The sequence below is a fragment of the Helicobacter pametensis ATCC 51478 genome, from assembly GCF_000518225.1.
Lineage (GTDB): Bacteria > Campylobacterota > Campylobacteria > Campylobacterales > Helicobacteraceae > Helicobacter_G > Helicobacter_G pametensis.
In genome coordinates this window covers 489,427-509,783 of the sequence record NZ_KI912401.1, presented here as the reverse complement: position 1 = coordinate 509,783, position 20,357 = coordinate 489,427, and the positions used below count along the sequence as shown (strand labels likewise).

Annotated in this window: 19 protein-coding genes; 9 read left to right on the top strand and 10 right to left on the bottom strand. The window is 38.6% G+C overall.

Features of this window, described 5'->3' with window-relative positions; genetic code table 11:
* Positions 1-20 precede the first annotated feature (20 nt).
* From T391_RS0107180 to T391_RS0107155, 6 genes are read right to left on the bottom strand one after another with little or no spacing between them, the layout of a single operon-like run.
* Positions 21-566, bottom strand: coding sequence for a hypothetical protein (locus tag T391_RS0107180; RefSeq protein WP_027327762.1), 546 nt, complete (start codon positions 564-566; stop codon positions 21-23).
* Complete coding sequence (gene folP / locus T391_RS0107175) at positions 560-1,708, bottom strand: dihydropteroate synthase (protein ID WP_027327761.1); 1,149 nt, start codon at positions 1,706-1,708, stop codon at positions 560-562. The genes T391_RS0107180 and folP overlap by 7 nt, the downstream gene beginning before the upstream one ends.
* A complete protein-coding gene (locus T391_RS0107170) occupies positions 1,705-2,289 on the bottom strand; it encodes a DNA polymerase III subunit delta' (protein WP_027327760.1) in 585 nt (194 codons plus the stop codon). The genes folP and T391_RS0107170 overlap by 4 nt, the downstream gene beginning before the upstream one ends.
* Positions 2,290-2,817, bottom strand: coding sequence for a HobA family DNA replication regulator (locus tag T391_RS0107165; RefSeq protein WP_027327759.1), 528 nt, complete (start codon positions 2,815-2,817; stop codon positions 2,290-2,292).
* The gene (locus T391_RS0107160; RefSeq protein ID WP_027327758.1) at positions 2,817-4,034 is read right to left on the bottom strand and encodes an aspartate kinase; all 1,218 of its coding nucleotides are present in this window, start codon (positions 4,032-4,034) and stop codon (positions 2,817-2,819) included. The genes T391_RS0107165 and T391_RS0107160 overlap by 1 nt, the downstream gene beginning before the upstream one ends.
* Positions 4,028-4,498 carry an RNA pyrophosphohydrolase gene (locus T391_RS0107155; protein ID WP_027327757.1) on the bottom strand — a complete coding sequence of 157 codons (471 nt, stop codon included), beginning with the start codon at positions 4,496-4,498 and terminating at the stop codon, positions 4,028-4,030. The genes T391_RS0107160 and T391_RS0107155 overlap by 7 nt, the downstream gene beginning before the upstream one ends.
* 87 nt (positions 4,499-4,585) lie before the next feature.
* Here T391_RS0107155 and hemW point away from each other — a divergent pair, with 87 nt between their 5' ends.
* Positions 4,586-5,620 carry a radical SAM family heme chaperone HemW gene (gene hemW / locus T391_RS0107150; protein WP_027327756.1) on the top strand — a complete coding sequence of 345 codons (1,035 nt, stop codon included), beginning with the start codon at positions 4,586-4,588 and terminating at the stop codon, positions 5,618-5,620.
* Here hemW and T391_RS0107145 read toward each other — a convergent pair.
* Positions 5,612-5,947 carry a histidine triad nucleotide-binding protein gene (locus T391_RS0107145; protein ID WP_027327755.1) on the bottom strand — a complete coding sequence of 112 codons (336 nt, stop codon included), beginning with the start codon at positions 5,945-5,947 and terminating at the stop codon, positions 5,612-5,614. The two genes, hemW and T391_RS0107145, sit on opposite strands and share 9 nt — an antisense overlap.
* 99 nt (positions 5,948-6,046) lie before the next feature.
* Here T391_RS0107145 and pheS point away from each other — a divergent pair, with 99 nt between their 5' ends.
* From pheS to T391_RS0107115, 6 genes are all read left to right on the top strand, one after another.
* A complete protein-coding gene (gene pheS / locus T391_RS0107140; protein WP_027327754.1) occupies positions 6,047-7,030 on the top strand; it encodes a phenylalanine--tRNA ligase subunit alpha in 984 nt (327 codons plus the stop codon).
* Positions 7,027-9,375, top strand: a complete 2,349-nt coding sequence (gene pheT / locus T391_RS0107135; RefSeq protein WP_027327753.1) for a phenylalanine--tRNA ligase subunit beta — start codon at positions 7,027-7,029, stop codon at positions 9,373-9,375. The genes pheS and pheT overlap by 4 nt, the downstream gene beginning before the upstream one ends.
* A complete protein-coding gene (aroA, locus tag T391_RS0107130) occupies positions 9,372-10,643 on the top strand; it encodes a 3-phosphoshikimate 1-carboxyvinyltransferase (protein ID WP_034584091.1) in 1,272 nt (423 codons plus the stop codon). Before pheT ends, aroA begins: the two co-directional genes overlap by 4 nt.
* Complete coding sequence (locus tag T391_RS0107125; protein WP_027327751.1) at positions 10,640-11,464, top strand: 4-hydroxy-3-methylbut-2-enyl diphosphate reductase; 825 nt, start codon at positions 10,640-10,642, stop codon at positions 11,462-11,464. The genes aroA and T391_RS0107125 overlap by 4 nt, the downstream gene beginning before the upstream one ends.
* A gap of 66 nt (positions 11,465-11,530) precedes the next feature.
* Positions 11,531-13,195, top strand: coding sequence for a 30S ribosomal protein S1 (locus tag T391_RS0107120; protein WP_027327750.1), 1,665 nt, complete (start codon positions 11,531-11,533; stop codon positions 13,193-13,195).
* The gene (locus tag T391_RS0107115) at positions 13,192-13,650 is read left to right on the top strand and encodes a hypothetical protein (RefSeq protein ID WP_027327749.1); all 459 of its coding nucleotides are present in this window, start codon (positions 13,192-13,194) and stop codon (positions 13,648-13,650) included. Before T391_RS0107120 ends, T391_RS0107115 begins: the two co-directional genes overlap by 4 nt.
* A gap of 273 nt (positions 13,651-13,923) precedes the next feature.
* Here T391_RS0107115 and T391_RS0107105 read toward each other — a convergent pair whose 3' ends face one another.
* Entirely contained in the window at positions 13,924-14,613 is a 690-nt protein-coding gene (locus tag T391_RS0107105) for a Bax inhibitor-1/YccA family protein (RefSeq protein ID WP_027327748.1), read from the bottom strand.
* A gap of 149 nt (positions 14,614-14,762) precedes the next feature.
* Here T391_RS0107105 and gap point away from each other — a divergent pair, with 149 nt between their 5' ends.
* Together gap and T391_RS0107095 are read left to right on the top strand one after the other, a co-directional pair.
* Positions 14,763-15,749, top strand: coding sequence for a type I glyceraldehyde-3-phosphate dehydrogenase (gene gap, locus T391_RS0107100; RefSeq protein WP_027327747.1), 987 nt, complete (start codon positions 14,763-14,765; stop codon positions 15,747-15,749).
* The gene (locus tag T391_RS0107095; RefSeq protein ID WP_027327746.1) at positions 15,740-16,885 is read left to right on the top strand and encodes an outer membrane beta-barrel protein; all 1,146 of its coding nucleotides are present in this window, start codon (positions 15,740-15,742) and stop codon (positions 16,883-16,885) included. The genes gap and T391_RS0107095 overlap by 10 nt, the downstream gene beginning before the upstream one ends.
* 9 nt (positions 16,886-16,894) lie before the next feature.
* Here the strand turns inward: T391_RS0107095 and T391_RS0107090 are convergent, their stop codons facing one another.
* Together T391_RS0107090 and T391_RS08485 are read right to left on the bottom strand one after the other, a co-directional pair.
* Positions 16,895-18,415, bottom strand: a complete 1,521-nt coding sequence (locus tag T391_RS0107090; RefSeq protein ID WP_027327745.1) for an McrC family protein — start codon at positions 18,413-18,415, stop codon at positions 16,895-16,897.
* Complete coding sequence (locus T391_RS08485; protein WP_233709545.1) at positions 18,412-20,253, bottom strand: McrB family protein; 1,842 nt, start codon at positions 20,251-20,253, stop codon at positions 18,412-18,414. Before T391_RS08485 ends, T391_RS0107090 begins: the two co-directional genes overlap by 4 nt.
* Positions 20,254-20,357 lie beyond the last annotated feature (104 nt).

The following is a 20,357-nucleotide window of genomic DNA, read 5'->3' as shown; positions in this document are numbered from 1 at the left end:
GGGGGTGAAAAATGGGGTGATTATTCTTCCTGATTTGCTTGGATAATTGTTTTTAGATTGAGAATACTTTCAAATTTACTTCTAAAGCTTTCAAGCTCAAGTTGTTGATTGATTTGAATAAGATGCTCGATGTTATCACGCTGAGCTTCATAAATCTCCATAATGCTCTCTTGCTCATCAAATGGGATGTTGTGTAGTTTTTGTCTAATTTCTTTAAGTATGTTTTCTTGAAATGAGTGAAATAAGATTTTTGCAATCTTTTGAATCTGTTCCATTGGAATTTGGCGAAAATGTTTGTGAATCATCAAAATAACATCTTCAATGGAAAAATGCTCAAAAAATCCAAGAGGCAAATCAAAGATTTCTTGAGGATCTTTGAGAGTTTTGAATGGATTTTGTGGTTTGAGAATCTGTGTCTCTTGTTGCTTTTCTGAATTGAATCTTTGCACAAATGATTTGATTCCTTGTGTATAGATTTCTTGTAATTCTTGCAGACTTTTGGATTGGATTTCTTCTTGGCTTAGACCATGAGAGATGAGGAATTTTTGGATTGTCTTTTCTACCATTGTTTTCTCATTGCCTGATGGATCGCAAGAAGATCAAGATGCTCTCTGACATCATGGACTCTTAGAATATCTGCTCCATTTTGGAGTGCGATTTGATGAAGTGCGAGTGTTCCACTTAGTCTGTTTTCTATACTTTGTTTGGTTAGGATCCCAATGGTATTTTTGCGACTTGCTCCCACAAGTAGAGGGAGATTGAAGCGCTTGAAATGCATAAGATTTTGGATTAGAGAAAGATTGTGCTCTACTTCTTTGGCAAAGCCAAAACCAATATCTAAAATAATATTTTCTATGCGATGTTCTCGAAGCTGTGTGATTTTGCTCTCAAAAAATGCATCAATTTCTGCAAAGAGATGCGTGTAGTTGGTCAGATTTTGCATTGTCTTAGGTGTTCCCCTTGAATGCATTAAGATTGCTTGAGCATTGTATTTGGAGCATACTTGAATCATATCAGGATTAGAAAATCCCAAAATGTCATTTAAGATTCTAAATCCATGTGAGAGCGCAAAATCAGCGACACTAGGATTGTATGTATCGATACTAAATGTTGCTAGATTGTGAAGTTTGTTTTGCTCAATGAGGAGGATGAGATCTTTTAGGCGTTTCAACTCTTCTTGGGGATCGATAAGTTCGCTTTGAGGCCTTGAGCTTGCCCCTCCAATATCAATGATTTCTATCCCAAGATCGATATAGGATCTGATCTGATTGATGGCTTGATGTGGGTCAAAGCGACTTCCTTCATAGAAGCTATCTGGTGTTAGATTGAGGATTGCCATTAGTTTTGGTTGATCTGGGAGTGTACTTTTGAGATGAGTTTTGAGCGTATTGGCAATTTCTTTGAGACCAAAGGGCTGAATCTGACATTTTTGGATGATTCTCCGAATCTGTGATGTAGAACCCAAAAGAATGCAATCATAATGACTTTGTTTGCACAGAATAAAATCTCTAGGTGTGGCCAAGTCCGCACCCACACTGATGGCTTCTTGTTTGAGAATATGTGTCGCACTTAAAGAAAGTCTGTGGATTTTGAAAACAAAGTCCCGTGATTTTTGTTTGATGATTTTCTCACCACCTTGATCAGTTCCAAGAATTTTGAGATTTTGCTCAAGTAATGAGGGATGAATGCGCCATACAAAGGGTTTCATTTGCGCTCCACTAGATGAAGTAGTATGGGAAGAAGGACGATATGGATTCGCTCATAATGAGCATTGGCTTGGATGGCTTTGTTGAAAAAATCAAGTTCTTTTTGTGGAAGCTTGATGTTGGAGGCTTGAATGGTTTTGAGCAGTGATTGAATGATTTCTCTTGCTTGAGTTCTAGAGGGAGATGAATCAAGTGATTTGAGAAAATGATAGATCTGCTCAAGTGTGAGATGTGCAAGATCAAGGTTGAGTGTCGGAATCTCTGAGTTCTGAAGATCATTGATTAAAAGCATTCTGGATCTAATGGTGGGTAAAAGAGCATTTTTGTTTTGTGTAAAGATAAGAAAATCTACCCCACTTGGAGGCTCTTCTAAGACCTTAAGAAGAGCATTTTGAGCCTCGATATTGAAGATTTTTGCAATGATTGCGATATTTTTACCCATCTCTTCAGAGATATAGGCCTCATGGATGATATCTCTTGCACTAGTGATTTTAAGCTCGTCTAATTCAAAGATTCTGAGATTGGGTAGATTGAGCTGCTCAAGGATTTTATGTGCATCTTGCGTGAGATATATCGTGCCCATTTAGTCATCCAAACTTATCTTGCCAAAGATACATGCACTAAGTGCAAGATCAAAGATTTTATAAAGCTGAAGCAATCTAAAATCAAGCATAGGATGATTGGAATTGAGTGAAAAAGCATCTTGAAGCGATTCATCTAAAATCCACAAAAAACTATTTTCATGTCCAATTGCTAGTTCTGCAAATGCATTATTACGCTTTCCAATATAAAAAAACGCATAATCTCGATAAGCAATACCCAAAACATCTTTAATATTTTGAAGATCTTGATGGGGAGAAAATGGAAAATCAAGGATGGGGACAAATGGGCGATTTTTGTGTGCATTGATATGGCTAAGAATGTAGGATTTTAGCCACTCCCTAGGAGAATCACAAATGAGTAAAAAGCTTGTTTCATTCATTATTTGTGTCAAAGTATTGGAGACAAGCTTAGTCCATTTGAAGCGCTCTTCTTCAAGCCATCCACTCAAAAAACCATGGTTGTTTTCTTCGCGGATGGTTTTAAGCATCCAATCTGAGATTTTTTCCATTATTGATCGAGTTGATATGTGGCATGAAGTGCTCGCACAGCTTTTTGTGCGTGACGATCTTCGATGATCATTGAGATTTTGATCTCACTTGTGCCAATCATCATGATATTGATATTTTCTTGAGCCATTGCATTGAAGCAAAGGCTTGCAACTCCAGAGTGTGATTTCATCCCTACACCCACGATAGAGACTTTGGCGATATTGCAGTCATATTCCAATCTTTCAAAAAGATGAGAAAAATCTTGCAAAATTTGCTGGGCTTGAGTGACTTCAGTTTTAGGAATCGTGAAGTCAAGATCGGTTTTTCCATCCCTGCCAATCGTTTGGACGATCATATCGACATTGATTGTGGCTCTAGAGAGTGATTCAAAGATTTTTGCAGCAATTCCTGGCTGATCATCTAAATCGATGATGCTAATACGCGCTTGATTTTTATCAAGTGCAACTCCACTGACGATGGGTTGTTCCATGATGTTCTCCTCTCTTGTGATTAAAGTTCCTTCATTATCACTAAATGAATTGCGAGTGATGAGATTGACATTGAGTTTTTTGGCCATCTCAACAGAGCGATTTAAAAGCACCTTTGCTCCCATACTGGCAAGCTCAAGCATCTCTTCATAGCTGATTTTGTCAATCTTTTTAGCTGATGGTTCGATTCTTGGATCTGTGGTATAAACGCCATCAACATCAGTATAAATCTCACAGCGATCTGCCCTCAATGCCCCTGCCAAAGCTACAGCAGATAGATCACTTCCACCGCGTCCTAAGGTTGTGATTTCTCCTTTGGATGTGGCACCTTGAAAACCTGCGACAATCACGATGTAATTTTGCTCCAAAAGGCTGCGTATCCTCTCTGTGTGAATCTTCTCAATCCGTGCTTTTGTATGCATAAAATCTGTCATCACTCCAGCTTCTTGCCCACTGAGTGAGATCGCCTTGTATCCTTGGGATTCTAGTGCGATTGCAAGCATTGCTCGAGTGACTTGCTCCCCGCTGCTCAAAATCACATCGCATTCCCTTGGATTGGGTAGAGGATAAGCAGAAGAGCAGAAGGCTTGAGAGAGTTGGACAAGCTTATCTGTCTCTCCACTCATAGCTGAGACAACAACGACAAGCTGGTGTCCTTCTTTTTTGCTTTGAATAACGCGTTTGGCAACATTTTCGATCCGCTCACAAGTCCCAACACTCGTTCCACCATACTTTTGAACAATCAACATGATAGGAATCCTTCCTTTTTGAAATAATCCAAAACTTGCTTGTAGATTGGCTTTTTGAAGTGTTTTATCCTATCAAAGATTTTGTCAAATTTGACAAAGGTGTAGTCGCTGAATTCTGGATTTTCTGTGGCAATATTGATTAGCGAATCAGATTTAAGTCGGACAAGAAAATATTTTTGGCTTTGCCCATCAAATGGATAAAACTTATGTGCAACAGGTGAGGGAAAGTCATAATTGATCCAATCTGGGTATTGCGCCAAAATCTCAATTTGATCTGTTCCGATTTCTTCCCTTAGTTCTCTTCTGAGTGCATCTTGAGGATTCTCTCCAGTGTCAATTCCTCCTTGAGGGAATTGCCATATATCTTTCATATCCAAGCGTTTGGCGATGAGAATCTCACAAGAGCTTGGATATCTTGAGGTGAGAACTACAGCAGAAACATTTGGGCGATAATTTTTGTTCATTCTCCCTCCTTAGATTTGAGTTATATTTCCACGCGATTTGTGAAGACATAATGTTTTGAAATTAAAGCATAGATTTGAGGGGTCTTGATGATTTTATATGTCCATATTCCTTTTTGTGCAAGCAAGTGTGGATATTGTGCTTTTAACTCTAGCGATTCTTTGTTGCATCTAGAAGATGCTTATGTGGATGCATTGCTTTTAGATCTAGGCTCTCAGATTGAGGGCAAATCTTTGAAGAGTATTTTTTTTGGAGGGGGGACGCCCAATATTTTGCATCAAAGACACTATGAGAAGATCTTTGATCTCATTTCTAAAAAAGCTAGATTGAGTGAAGAATATGAGATTACTCTTGAATGTAATCCCAATCTTGTCACTCTATCGTGGTGTCAGGCTTTGAGGGATTTGGGTGCCAATCGAGTGAGTCTTGGAGTGCAAAGTTTTTTTGATTTTAAGCTTGATTTTTTGCAGCGTGATCATAGTGAATATGATGTGTTTGTAGCGATTGAGAGAATTAGGCAGGGGGGGATTGATAATGTCAGTATCGATTTGATTTATAACACGCCTTTTGATTGTATTGAGCACTTGCAAGCCGAGATAGAGTGTGTCAAAAGACTTGAGATCGCGCATCTATCGGCCTATGCTCTAAGTATTGATAAGGGATCAAAGTTTTATCAGAATCCTCCAAAACTTCCAGATCAAGATTATTCTTTTGAGATGCGTTCTATGCTAGAGGAAAATGGCTTTATTCAGTATGAAGTGTCTAATTATTTTAAAACACATAAATCACATCACAATCTTGCATATTGGCGTGGTGAAGACTATATTGGATGTGGTGCTGGGGGTGTGGGATGTCTTAATGGGGTGCGACAATGGGGGAGTCATAATATCCAAAGCTATATTCAATCCCCAATGCATAAGCATCAAGAATTTCTCACAGAAGAAGAGAGAAGATTTGAGCGAATCTTTTTGGGGTTGCGTTGTGAGTATGGAGTCTCACTTCAAGATATAAGCCCACAAAAAGCCCAAATGCTCATTGAAGAAAAGAAATGTTTTATCCAAGAGGGGCGCTTGAGGGCTTTGGATGTCTTTTTGGCAGATGAGATCGCTCTTTTTTTAGGCTAGCTTTTCCCATTTGAGCTTGGCTCCCCCTAGGAGGTGAAAGTGTAGATGAGGGATCTCCTGTCCTCCGTGTGTGCCTACATTGGTAATCAGGCGATATCCACTTTGATCTAGTCCCATTTTTCGCGCGACTTCTTGAGTGAATTGAAGCAGCTCTGTCATTGTTTGGGAATCAAGTTCTTGAAAATCTTTAATCTCTTGCTTGGGGATGATGAGAATATGGATAGGGGCTTGAGGAGCGATATCGTGAATAGCGATACAAGATGGGGATTCTAAGACTTTGTTTGCAGGAATTTCGCCATTGATAATTTTTGTAAAAATCGAACTCATTGTTTTTGACCTTTGATATAGAATTACGGATTTTAAAATCCTAACATTATATTATGACGATATACATGACAAGATTGAAGGATCACCAATATGATAGAGATACAGTCATTAAAAGAGAGATTTAACTCCATTATCTCTTTGCAAGACCTAGAGAAATTCAAAGTTGAGATTATTGGCAAAAAGGGAGGTCTCACTCTTGCCTTTGCTGAGTTGAGAAATCTAGAGGGTGAAGAGAGACAAAAACAAGCCAAAACACTCAATGAAATCAAACAAGAGTTTGAAAAGCTTTTTGAAAGCAAAAAACAAGAACTTCAGATTCTTGAGTTGGCCAAAAAGCTTCAAGATGAAAAAATTGATGTGAGTTTATTCACACAAAGCTATGGCGGGAAAGAACACTATGTGCATTTGATGATTGAAAAAATTGTTGATTATTTTGTGGCTTTAAATTTTGAGCTTTGTGAGGGGGGATTGGTAGAGGATGATTTTCATAATTTTGAAGCACTCAATATTTCCAAGTTTCACCCAGCACGCGATATGCAAGATACATTCTATACTCGTGATGAGAAGCTTTTGAGGACTCATACTTCTCCTGTGCAGATTCACACTATGCAAAAAAAATCCCCGCCTTTGAGAATCATCGCTCCAGGTGCTGTGTTTAGGCGAGATTATGATTTGACGCATTCGCCGATGTTTCACCAAGTCGAGGGGCTTGTTGTAGATTCTGAGGGGAGGGTTAGTTTTTCAAATCTCAAGTTTATTTTGGAAGATTTTTTGAGATATATCTTTGGTGATATTACTGTGCGATTTCGCTCCAGTTTCTTTCCTTTTACTGAGCCAAGTGCTGAGGTAGATATTAGTTGTGTATTTTGCAAAGGAGAGGGGTGTAGAGTGTGTTCGCATACAGGATGGCTTGAGGTATTGGGATGTGGGATGGTCAATCAAGCGGTATTTGATGCTGTGGGATATAAAAATGTGAGTGGTTATGCATTTGGATTGGGTGTTGAGCGTTTTGCAATGCTTTATTATGGAATCAATGATTTGCGAAGTTTTTTTGAAGCGGATTTGAGGGTGATAGGTCAATGAAAGTTACAAAACATTTATTAGAGCAGTTTATTTCTCTAAAGGGAATCATAAAAGAAGACATACTAAAAGAACTCAATAAAATTGGTCTAGAGGTTGAGTCATTTATAGAGTATAGAGTCCCAGATGGTGTCGTTGTAGGGAGAGTTGAGAGCAAAGAGAAACATCCTGATGCAGATAAACTTAGTGTATGTCAGGTGAATATTGGAGATCAAACTCTTCAGATTGTATGTGGGGCTTCCAATGTACAAGAAGGGCAATTTGTCGCTGTGGCAACAGAGGGAAGCAAGCTTCAAACACCCAAAGGAGAGCTACTGATCCAACCCACTAAACTACGAGGTGTGGAGAGTTGTGGGATGCTTTGCTCAAGCTTGGAGCTTGGATTCCCAAAACTCAATGATGGAATCTTGGTGCTTGATGAAAGTATTGGACATCTTAGGCTTGGAGAATCTCTCCACTCATATGCTTTGTTTGATAATTTTGTGATTGAGCTTGGCTTGACGCCCAATCGTGGTGATTGCTTTAATGTTTTGGGTGTTGCGCGTGATTTGAGTGTAGCATTTGGGCTGCCTTTGAGGATGGAAAGCTATCAAGATGAAAATACTGTTCTTGGAATTGGAAGGGTATTGCAGATTGTCAATGAAGGGCAATTTGCTTCATCTGTGCTCTATAAGGTTGCAGATTTTAGATCTCTAAGAGTTCCTCTTGAAGTTAGCCTTTCTTTGGCGTTGTGTGATTTGGAGATTGAAAATCACATACAGGATTTTTTGACATATGCGATGCATAATGTCGGGGTGATTTTACGCATTTATCCTTTTGCATATTTTCAAAATGCTAAGCTTGAAGAAAATAAGGGGGAGATTCTTTTGCGTTGTGAGGATGGGATCGATTATGTATGTGGAAGTCATGATCGAGTCGCTGTGGGAATCAGTCCAAATTACGAGATTTTATCTCTAGAAGGTTTGTTTGTCTTGGAAGCAAGTTTTATCCTGCCTCAAATTGCCTCAGAGATCATTTATACTCACAAACAGCTATCAAAAGATTCAAAAATGACTCATAAAAGTACGCGTGGAAGCAATCCAGATCTACTTTTGGGAATGCAATATCTTTGTGATTATTTGATTAAATTTACCGAAGTTGATGTGTATTCTAGTCATCATATCGTGAGTGTTGAGGAGCCATTGAGGGGGATTAAGATCACTTTTGAAGCGATCAACTCAATGATTGGACAGGAAATTGAGCGCGAGATTGCGACCAATCTTTTGAAAAAAATAGGCTTTAAAATTGAGGCAAGTTTTGATGAGACTTTTTTTATGGCCTTTCCACCTTTGTATCGCCACGATATCCAGACAATTCAAGATGTGACAGAGGAGATTTTGCGCTTTTATGGGATAGAAAATATCCAAAGTGCCCCCCTTGTTTTTCAAGAGCATTCCTTAAGAGAGAATCAAACCTATTTTGATTTTAAGGCCAAGCGCAATCTCCTCAAAAGAGCCGTTGCACTTGGATTTTGTGAGACGCTTCATTATGTTTTTGTTGATCGAGACAAACTATTGGATCTTGGATTTGAGGTGCTCAAAGAACATCTTGATGTGCTTAATCCAATCACAAATGAACTCAATTCGCTCAGAACTTCCCTGATCCCTGCGATGCTTGAGAGTATCCAAAGAAATGAGAATCTTGGCTTTAGGGCAATTGCGATGTGTGAGAGTGGAATCTGCTATACATCAGAGCGCGATGAGATCGAAAAGCTTGCATTTGCTGTGAATTCTCTCAAAGAGATTGAAGCTTTTCCTCATTCTAAGGGAGTAGAGTGGGATTTTTATAGTTTTGCTGATGTCGTTTTTAGGGTGATTGGGGATGCTAGGCTTGTGGAGATGGAAGAAAATGCACTGACTTCTAAGCTTTTGCACTTATATCAGAGTGCATGGATTGTGAAAAATGGACAGAGAATTGGCTACATTGGGAAGCTCAATCCTAGAAGTGGTTTTGATGGAGGATTTGTGTGTGAGGTGCTTTTGAAACCTTTGTATCAAGATGTGCAGAGAAAATGCCAAGAATTTTCAAAATTTCAGGCAAGTGTGCGAGATCTCACAGTAATGATTAACTCTAAGATTTCATTTGATCTTGTGCATCAAGCGATTCATCAAGCTAAGATTGAGAATCTTGTTTCATTTTATCCCCTTGATCTATATAGGCATGAGAGTTTTGGAGAATCTGTGGCTTTGAGCATTCGCTTTGTGCTTCAATCGATGCATAAAACACTTCAAGAAGAAGATTTGCAACAAAGTATGCAAAGCATCATAAATCTTTTACATCAAAAATTTGGAGCAACATTGCGTCAATGATTCTTTGTCCCAAAATAGATGTGCCAAAACAGCTTGAGTTTGATTGGGTTGCTCCAGACAAATCCCTTTCTCACCGCAGTTTAATTTTTGCATTTCTTACACAGGGGGTGAGTGAGATTGAGAATCTTTTGGATTCTCAAGATGTGCGCTCAACTCTTGAGATTGCTCAACTTTTGGGAGCAAAAATTGAGCAGAGAGGAGAGAGATTGTTGATCTCTCCACCACACAAGCTTCCAGCTCAAGCATATTTGCAATGCAATAATTCTGGGACGACAATGCGTCTTTTTGCTGGACTTTTGAGTGGAAGCAGGGGGAGTTTTACATTTGATGGAGATATGAGTTTGAGGAGGCGTCCTATGCAGAGGATTCGAGATCCTCTTGAGCAGATGGGAGCCTTGCTTTCTTCCTCAAATGCTCCATTTGTATTGGAGGGGAGTGAAACATTGAGAGGAATTTGCTTCCATAGCTCCATCGCTTCAGCACAGATCAAAAGTGCTTTTATCCTAGCAGCCTTGCAAGCTAACTGTGAAAGTCGCTATAGTGAAGAAGAGCTCAGTCGAGATCATAGTGAGCGTTTTTTGTCTCATTTGGGGGCCCAAATCATTCAGCACGATAAAGAGATTTTGATCTCTCCTCTCAGTCATCCATTACCCTCTTATCACTTTAAGATTCCCAATGATCCCTCAAGTGTGATCTATCTTATTGTCGCCTGTCTGATTTCACATCAGATGGAGATTAGAATCTCAGAAGTTTTGCTCAATCCTACAAGAATCCAAGCTTTTGAGATTCTCAAACAAATGGGTGCATATCTAAGCTATGAAATCACACTTGATGGGGTGGAGCCAATCGGCGTAGTGTATGCTAGATCTAGTGAGCTACAGGCTATTGAGATTTCATCTTCTATTTCATGGCTGATTGATGAGATCCCTGCTCTTTGTATCGCACTAGCTTGTGCGAAAGGAGTGAGTTATATTTATAATGCTCAGGAATTGAGGTTTAAAGAAAGTGATCGCATTGCCTCGATTGTCTCAAATCTACTAGCTTTGGGGATTGAGGCAGAGGAATTAGAAGATGGAATCAAAATACATGGTGGGGAATTTTGTGATGGAGTTGTGCAGAGTTTTGGTGATCATCGCATTGCGATGAGTTTTGCTCTTGCAGGAGTGAGAAATCAAGTTGAGATTGTAGGGAGTGAGTGTATTGATATCTCATTTCCTCGTTTTTTTGATTTTTTAAAATTTTTTGTGAGTTATAAAGGATGGAAATGAAAGTGCGTTTGGCAAAGAGTTTTGGATTTTGTTTTGGTGTCAAAAGAGCGATCAAAATCGCTGAAAAAAGTCGTGGAGGTGTTACCTTTGGAGCTTTGATTCATAATCAAAAAGAAATTGATCGGTTGCGTCATTCTTTTGGTGTGAAATTGGTGCAAACCCTAGATGAAGTAGATGGAGGGGATCAAGTCATTGTCCGCACGCATGGAATCCCCAAAAATGATCTAATGGCTTTGCGTCAAAAGAATGTCTCTGTCACAGATGCAACATGTCCTTATGTCACCAAACCTCAAAAAATTGTAGAAGAGATGAGTGCTCAAGGATATCAAGTGATTATTTTTGGAGATATGACGCATCCAGAGGTAAAAAGTGTGATGAGCTATTCAAGCACCCCAGCAATCGTAGTGGGAAGCTTGGATGAACTGATCGATACCAAAATCCCAAAACGCGTAGCATTGGTTTCTCAGACTACAAAGCAAACGGAAAAATTTATCGAAATTGCACATTTTTTGATCCGCAATGCTCATGAAACAAGAGTGTTTAATACAATTTGTAATGCAACATTCCAAAATCAAGATGCAACGCGTGAGCTTGCCCAAGAAGTAGATGTGATGGTTGTTGTGGGAGGATTGAGTTCTTCCAATACAAAACAGCTCTTTAGTATTGCCAAAGAATACTGTCCAGATAGCTATCTTATCGAAGATGAAAAAGATTTGAACAAAGAGTGGTTTTTGGGTAAAAAAATTTGTGGTTTGACAGCGGGTGCTTCTACACCAGATTGGATTATTCAAAATGTTAAAAGGGCGATTGAGGCATTATAAATATCAGTCTAAAACCCTTGTGTTATAAGATAGAATAGCAATATTTTATTGTAAGGAATGAAGGTCATGAGGATTAACCCAGAACAGATTGAAAGTTTAAAATTAGATGATGAGCTTGATTTTGAAGCTCTGCTCAATGAGAGCGAGAGACGCTTAGATGAGGGCAAGATCCAAGAGGGCGTGATTGTAAGGGTTGATAATGATTATGCGATGATCGCTGTGAGCGGTGCTAAGCAAGAGGGGAGATTGCCAATCACTGAGATTCAGGATAAGTCTGGCAATGTTTTATTTGCTGTGGGCGATAAAATTGAGGTTTATGTGAGTGGAAATCAAGAGCGCTTATCGATTTCACACAAAAAAGTTGAGAAGCTAAGAAAACTTGAGCAAAAGATTGCTGAGATTAAAGATAATTATGAGGGATTGGTCGTAAATTGCGAAATTATACGCAAGAATAAGGGCGGATATGTTGTGGAGTTTGATGGGGTAGAAGCATTTTTGCCAAGACGCGAATCAGCCCTTCGAGATGATGGCAAAATAATTGGCAAGCAGGTCAAAGCTATTGTTATTGGTGTCAATGAGGCTGAGAGAACTATTGTCGTTTCTCGTAAAAAATATCTTGATGAAATAGAAAAAAATCGTGAGAGCAATATCCAAAAGCTTCTAGGCGAGCTTGACAAGGTGCATGAAGGAGTCGTTGTCAAAGCAGCTTCATTTGGGATTTTTGTAGAGGTGGATGGCGTCGAGGGATTGGTGCATTATACAGAGATCAGTCACAAGGGTCCTGTCAATCCGATGTTATTTGTCAATACAGGCGATAAAGTGCAGGTGAAAGTATTGGGATTTGATTCTGAGAAAAAACGCCTTTCTTTTTCAATCAAAGCGACACAAGATGATCCTTGGAAAGAGATTGAAGATAAGCTAGAAGTGGGTGATACGATCCGCGTTGTGGTCAGTAAGATCGAGAATTATGGAGCATTTGTTGATCTAGGAAATGGAACAGAGGGATTCTTGCATATTTCTGAAATTTCTTGGGATAAACAGCTTCAGCATCCATCTGATGTGATTTCTGAAAAACAAGAGCTAGATGTAGAAATCATCGAAATTGATATGACTAAAAGAAGATTGAGAGTTTCACTTAAAAAATTGATGCCAAAGCCTTTTGCTCAGTTTGCACAACGAGTGAATGAGGGGGATGTGTTGGAAGGGAAAGTTGTGAAAACTACGGATTTTGGAGCTTTTGTCAATGTGGGAGAAGTAGATGGATTGTTGCACAATGAAGACTATTCATGGGATAAAAGTAAAAAAGCTTCATCTTTGCAAGTAGGCGATTGTGTTCGTGTCAAAGTGATCAAAATCGATCGATCCAATGAAAAAATCTCTCTTTCGCTTAAGGCTCTTGAAGAGTCTCCTCTTGATCGTTTTCTCAAGGATTACTCTCTTGATAGTGTTGTGAAGGGAAATATTGTAGATATCAAAGAATTTGGTGTGTTTATCTCTTTGGGTGAGATTGAAGCTTTGATTAGAGATGAGGATCTTGTGCCACTTAAGAAAGAAGAGATAAAAATTGGTGATGAGATTGAAGGTGTTGTTGCTCATATTGATCGTCAAAACTCAAGAGTAAGAGTCTCTATCAAGAGACTTGATCGTATCAAAGAGCGTGAACAGCTCAATCAATATAACTCTGATTCTAAAATGACTCTAGGTGATATTCTCAAACGACGAGAGCAATGAAAAGTAAAGCTTTAGCTTTTTTTGCATTTTGCGCTTTGTTTTTCTGCGCGGTGGGGTGGGTTATTTATTCTTTACAGCAGCCTATTCGCTTCTCATTATTTGATCCTCCAACTTCTAAGGTTGAAGATAGAGAATCAAAAAAAGATGAGAAGTGGGTAGAGACCCTATCAGAGCAAACACAGCAAAACTATACATATCCTGCCAATGAGATGGTTCTCAATTATAATTTTGATCGTGGTGTAGAGCCATTGCGTGTTTTTATCAATGATTTGAGTGAGTATCGCTTCTATTGTATCAATCAGATTTTGCTTGAGAGCAAGGTTGAGTATGCATACTACAAAACCAATGAAGTCATCCAGCTTGTGATTTTTCTTAATAACAAAGAAATGCAAGACAAAATTTTGGAAGACTTTGATTACTATAAGGTCAAGTATTCGCTTTATTCATCTAAATAAGATCTATTTTGTTTTCTTGCCAATGCTTTATATAGCTCACAATAACGAGTGTCTTGATTTGGTCGGTATGTCTATTTTCTTGAGTGATTGGAAGTGGTGAAGCGATCAAATTGAGTCGATTGACTTTGAGTAAGACAAAAGCACATAAGAGAGAGATATCCCTTCATTTAAAATAATCCAAAAGTATAGCCTTTAGAATAAAACTCAATTGATGATGTAAAAATTGCGATAGTCAATCAAAGAAGAAAAATTATGAAGACCCCCCCCTTTTTTTTAGTCTTGGTTGCTATTGCCGAGCAATCCAAAGAGTTGAAGAATCGAAATAAAGATATTGAGAAAATCTAGATAGAGTGCGACAGCAGCATCGATTGGGCTATCATAAGCACCTCTAATGATATTTTGTGTGTCGTATGCAACATAAAGGCTAAAAAGAACAGCACTTGCTCCAGCAATGATTGTTTGCAAGGCTGGTGAGCCTAAGAAAATGTTGACAATTGAGCAAACAAGAACCACAATCAATGCGATGAAAAGCATTTTACCCATATTGGCAAGATCGCTTTTAGTCTTAATCGCATAGATACTCATGACTCCAAAAACAATTGTCGTCATTCCAAGAGCTTGAGCCACAGCCATGACACCACTTTTGGCTATAACAAAACCAAGAAGTGGAACCAATGTGATCCCGCTTAGTGTTGTGAATGCAAAGAGCATCAAAAGATTTAATCCTGGCTTGCCTTTGGAAAACATAAGTCCAAAAAGTGCGGCAATTTCAGCGATAAAAAAGACCCACTTATAGGTCACAACGGTTTCAAAGAACATAAATCCAAACAGCGCGCCCAAAGTGCCAAGCAGAAGGCTACCTGCAAAAAATTTATATGTCGTCTTAACAAAGCTCACAAGAGCATTATCAAGAGCTTGCGCATGATCATAAGATCGCGTATACTCTCTGTCATACAGACTCATTTGTTTCTCCTTTTTGAATGCAAAATGCGCAGAAATCATACAATAAATTAAATTTTGCTTAGTTAATCAGAATTTTCCATTGATGATGAAGTGGGAGCAGTTTTTGCTTTTGCTATATTTTAGAATCATCATGGATGGAGAGAATTGTTATGAAAATAGCACTCAATGGTTTTGGAAGACTTGGACGCAGCATTGCTAGAGTCATTATGCAGACGCCAGGAGTCAAACTAACTAGGATCAATGATATCGCTTCTTGGGAGATTTTGCATTATTTGTTCCAAAGAGATAGTGTGCATGGTCAGCTTGATCAAGATGTGCGATTATTTCAGGATCGTTTGGTCTATGAAGATTCTGAGATTTTACTCTCTTGTGTCAAGGATCAGGATGAACTCAACTTTGGAGAAGTGGATGTGGTGATTGAGGCAAGTGGGAAGTTTCTCACTCAAGAAACAATCTCTCATCATCTCCAAAAAGGAGCCAAGAAAGTCATCCTCTCTGCTCCACCGATGGATGAGGACATGCCTATTTTTGTCTTAGGTGTCAATCATCAATCATATCAAGGCCAAACCATTCTCTCCAATGCCTCATGCACAACCAATGCAATTGCCCCTATTTGTCAGATCGTTGATGAGCATTTTGGGATTGAGAGTGGGATTTTGACTACGATTCATTCTTATACTAATGATCAAAATCTGCTTGATCATGCCCACAGGAGTGATAAGCGCCGAAGTCGGGCAGCTGGTGTGAATATCATCCCAACAAGTACAGGGTCTGCAAGGGCTCTCTATCGTGTGCTCCCCTCACTCAAAGATAAGATGCATGGTCATAGCGTTAGGGTGCCTGTGCCAGATGTTTCAATGATTGATTTGAGTCTAAGAGTTTCCAAAGAAGTCAAAATTGAGAATTTGCATGAGATTTTTGAGCATTATGCCTCCACTTCGCTTAGAGGAATTTTGAGCTTTGATGAAAATTATGGAGTTTCAAGTGATTTTATTGGGAATCCTTCAAGTGTGATATTGGCCAAAGACTTGAGTTTTGTTGTCGCTGATACACATCTTAAGCTGATGGGATGGTATGACAATGAATGGGGGTATGCAAATCGAATTGTTGAGATGGCTAGGTGGGTATGCAAATAATTTTCATTTGTCTTCTTATTTTTTCTTGTATATGGGGGATCAACTACAATGTGTTGCCCTCTGAATCCCGTAGTGGCGCTCAGATGAGCAACAGAAACACTGGGAAAATTGCTCCTCAGGTTATCCCTCCTCAAAGATCTTCTACTCCATCTAGATCCCAGAGTCTTGGGGTGAAGATCCAACCCAATCAAAATAATAATTCCCAATCTTTTAAGCAAAATCTAAATGTTCAAGTCCAAAATGCTCGCCCCCCTCAATATCAGCCTAAGCAAGCTTTGCCAAATGTCAATGTTATCCCACCTTATAATCCTGTACAAACACAGCAGAAGAATCCAAACCTTAAGGTCAAGGTTTATCCTCCAGAAGTGAGTAATGATAGGGATACACAAAACTTGATTCAGCCAAGTGTTAGTCCATCGCGACCAATCACTCAGGATATGATGTTTCAAAAAATGCCCCCATACAAAATGAAACTTCCTCCACGCAAACCACGACCCAAACCCATCCAAGCCCCACCTCCTGCTGTTGTGCAGATGGTTGATGAATACGAGGGGGAAGATATCGAGCCATTATTTATCCGCAATCGTAATGGGGTGATGATTGGTGCTGGGATTGGGGGAAGTATTGATCGTATGTGGGTTGGAGGAAATGGTGGGAATCAAAGATTTTATGATAGTGCATTTTCATATTATTTTAGATTGGGGTATCAGCATTATTTCACAGATTATCTTGGAGTGAGGGCGTATGCACATTTGGGAGATTGGTCCAATCATTTTTCTGAGACATTTTTTGATGACACACGAAATGTGGTAGTGGATGCTAAGCTTAGCTTCAACTATAGTTTTTATGCTGAGGTTTTATATGATTTTGTTGTGCTGCAAAATCATAGCTTTGGGGTTTTTGGTGGGTTTGGAGTTGGTGTGAGTTATGGGGAGTTTAGCAATGATGGCACAGATACACTGAGTGAGTATTATGCGATGCCCGCACTTTCTCTTGGCTTTGCTTATACTCTTTATGAAAATAATCGATTTGAGCTTGAGAGTAAGATCCCATTACATTCAGAGATCTTGCAAAAAGAATGGAGGACAGAGCTCTCAACTTGGATGATTGGCGTGAGTTACACATATATTTTCTAATTTTTCTTTTTATTTTTGGTGAAAGGCGAGTGGAGCTAGGAGGATCTTGATCCTGATTTGGTGATCGTTGTTTTCTAAGGAGCAGGGATGTTGATAGTGATGCCCATCCCATTCTTGGAGATTTTGAATGATTTTTAGAATCTCATTTTTTTCATTTTGATTGCTTTCATCTTGTGCGTAAAGTTTGGGATAAATCAGCCATACTTCATGGGCTTTATAGTAGTGAGCATAGGCAAAGAGTTGATGGAGGTCAGCTTGAGAGATTCCATTCTTTTTATCTTCTGTTTTTTTGAGAGTTTTCCATTTTGTATCAGCGATAATCCTTCTTTTGTTTTCTAGATTTAAGAGCAAATCGGGCTTGAGTTGAAAGAGTTTGGAATCTTTTGAGTGTAGCAAGTATTTGCTTGAGCTTTGAGTGTGGATAGTGTGGCTTGGATTACTGTGTTTGAACATATGGGCTACATAGGATTCAAAGAGTTTTTCCATAGGGAAAAGCAAGGCATACGCTTCACTCTCTCCACTATAGGTTGTGAAACTTTGATTGTTCAAAAACAGCTCGCACCACTTTAGAATCTTATCATAGTGACTAAAATGCCTAGAGTTGGGACAAGAGAGAAAATCCCCCTCTATATTGCCACTGCTTGGAATCTCTTCAAATATTTCAAGAGAGTGATTGATGAGTGAGTGGGTCGTGTGTGAGGTGGAGAGAGTGGAGAGAAGCTCTAGAGTGGATTTGATGAGGCGATTTGGAGCGATATCGGTGATGTATTCATCACTGCTTGTATAGAAGCGTTCTTTGTGGATAAGGTTGTGGCGGATTTGTCCTCCAAAGACAAGCTTTCCTTTGAGATAAGCTCTATTATCTTCTATAGCGACATAATCGTGTCTTATGCCCTTTTTGCAAACTTCCAAAAGCTCTTGGCAAAACATTTGTATAAAAATTTCAAGAAGTGGTGTATAGGTAGTGCTTAGTGAAGCAAGATGGCTTGATTTAAAGAGATCTTTTTTGAGAGTTTTTAGGCAGAAGAGTAGGAAATTTTGAGTGGATTGCTTGGGTGTGCTAGAGAGGGTAAAGTCTTTGATTTTGGGGGAATGATCTCTTTGGGATTGGAGAGATTCTTGATTTTCATTCTCGCTGAATTGATGTTCAAAAACTTCAAATGCAAAAAATTCTTCAAGTTTTTCTTTGTCTTGTTTTTTGCTCTCTTTAGGTGAATTTGTGGGTGTTTGGGAGATTTGGAGAGTGAGAGTGTCTCCTACAAAGCACTTGGGCAAGATTTCAAGAATACCATGCTTGGTTTGGATGATCCCCACATAGTTTTGGGCTTTGAGCTTGTGTTTGCTGGAGTGTTTGAGGAATTTGGAATGATTCTGACTTGATTTTTGAAAATTTTCTAGAGCTACAAAAAACTTTTTGGCCCTCTCTTTAATCTCCTTGCACTCTTTGTCCTTTTGTTTTGTCCAAGCTTTGAAAATCTCATCAATCCCAAAGCTTTGATACTCGATGATTGTGTAGGTAAGGGGCTTCATTCTCCATCATCCTGTGTTTTTGGAATATCTGTCTTATCTCTAAGTTTTTTTGCCACTTGTTCATCATAGATCGCGATATAGATGGATGGGATATCCCAAATGTTCTTATTGTTTTTTGGGGTGATTTCAAAAATCTTTTTCTCATCCAATCCGCGATCATTGATAAAGGTTTTGAAATAATCCTCTGTAGTGTGTGTTTTTATTTGAATCATTCCATTGTGATTGAGCACAGCTTGGATTGCCTCATAATCGTTGTAGAAATACTCTTGAAGTAGGGGAATAATTTTGTTTTGAAACACTTCTTTGAGTTTAGCAAGAGAATCTATCCCTAGTAAATATGCATGTCCGATTGTTTTTTCTCTATCATAAAGAAACTCGATTCTTTCATTGATGGCTTGTAGTAGTTTATCAAGCTCGATTCCATTGATTGTCTTGCCACTTAGTTTTGTGTGATCAGGCATCATCTCAACAAACTCAAATCGTCTTCTAAGAGCGGTATCCAAACTTGTGATGCTTCGATCTGCTGTATTCATCGTTCCGATGATGTAGAGGTTATTTGGCACACCAAAAAACTCTTGACTATAGGGGAGGGTCACTTGCAACGCCTCATCAGCTCCGATTCTTTTGCTTGGCTCAATAAGGGTGATGAGCTCCCCAAAAATCTTGCTCACATTCCCACGATTGATTTCATCGATGATGAGGATGTGGGGGGTGATTTGAGAATCTTCTAGATTTTCTCTTGCCTTGTCACAGATTTTTTTAAAGATTCCAGATTTGACTTCATATTCTAAATCATTGTTTTTATCACTATCGAATTTAGGTTTGATTCCCTCCACAAACTCCTCATATCCATAGTTTTGGTGAAAAGTCACAAACTCGATTTGTCCCTTTGCTTTGTATGCTTCAAAAAGTTCTTTGAGCTCCTGTCTGCTTTTAGATTCTGTCTCTTCTCCCAAAATCTCTAGTGTTTTATTGATCGTGTTGTAAGTTTTCCCTGTCCCAGGTGGACCATAGAGGATTTGATTGAGTGGTGGGGTTTGTGGTGTTATTTTTTCAAATATAGTTTGTTTTCGTGACGCTGATTGGATAGAAAGAATTTTTTGAAATGTTGGGATTGCGTATGTTTCATAGTAGCTTACTTTTCCAGTAGAGTAGAATTCTTCAAACAAGGAGAATGGAAGGGATTCTTTATTTGTTCTTCCAGTATCGTTTGGGGTAACAAATGTAATTCCTTGCCCATTTTGAAGAATATAAAAGTAATCTATATCGTTTTTGTAAAATTGCTTGCTGTTTGGATATTGATCTGCAATATTGGCTATTTCTAAACTATTAAAACTTATTTCTCTTGTTGTTAGAGGGTAAAGAGTTTGTCTAAAATCATGATATAGCTTAAGCAATTCGTTTTTTTCATTTGATAAAAGTGTGTCCTTTTGATTAAGGAATTCAAGATAATTTCCTATACAGGCACTTGGGCAACCGCTGCCTCTTTTTCTATTGATTGCATGATAGATTTCATCAAATAATGGCGATTTAGAACGCATGGTCGAATAAATTTTTTCCAAAATTTGTATGTTGTTGATTCTATAAAGAAAGTATTCATCAGTGTTAATTCTTCCAATAATTTCTAGCCCTTCTTGTTCGTGTAATTCTTGAAAAAAATACATAGTCTGTGTTTTGTAGTTTTGTGCAACGCTAGAGGTTATTTTTCCACTTATTACTTTTTGATTCAAAAAATAATCAAAATCCTCTTTTCTTTGAAGAGTCATGCTGGAATCATTTTCTAGCTCACATTCACACAAAACATCACCATTACTCTTATAAAAAATCGCTTTTTCCATCTTTTCTCCTTTGATTATCTTTTTTATGATTCTAATACCCCCCCCCCCTTTTTTTTTATAGATCAATTTTCCTAGTGGAGAATGGTAGCAAGACTTTCAACTTT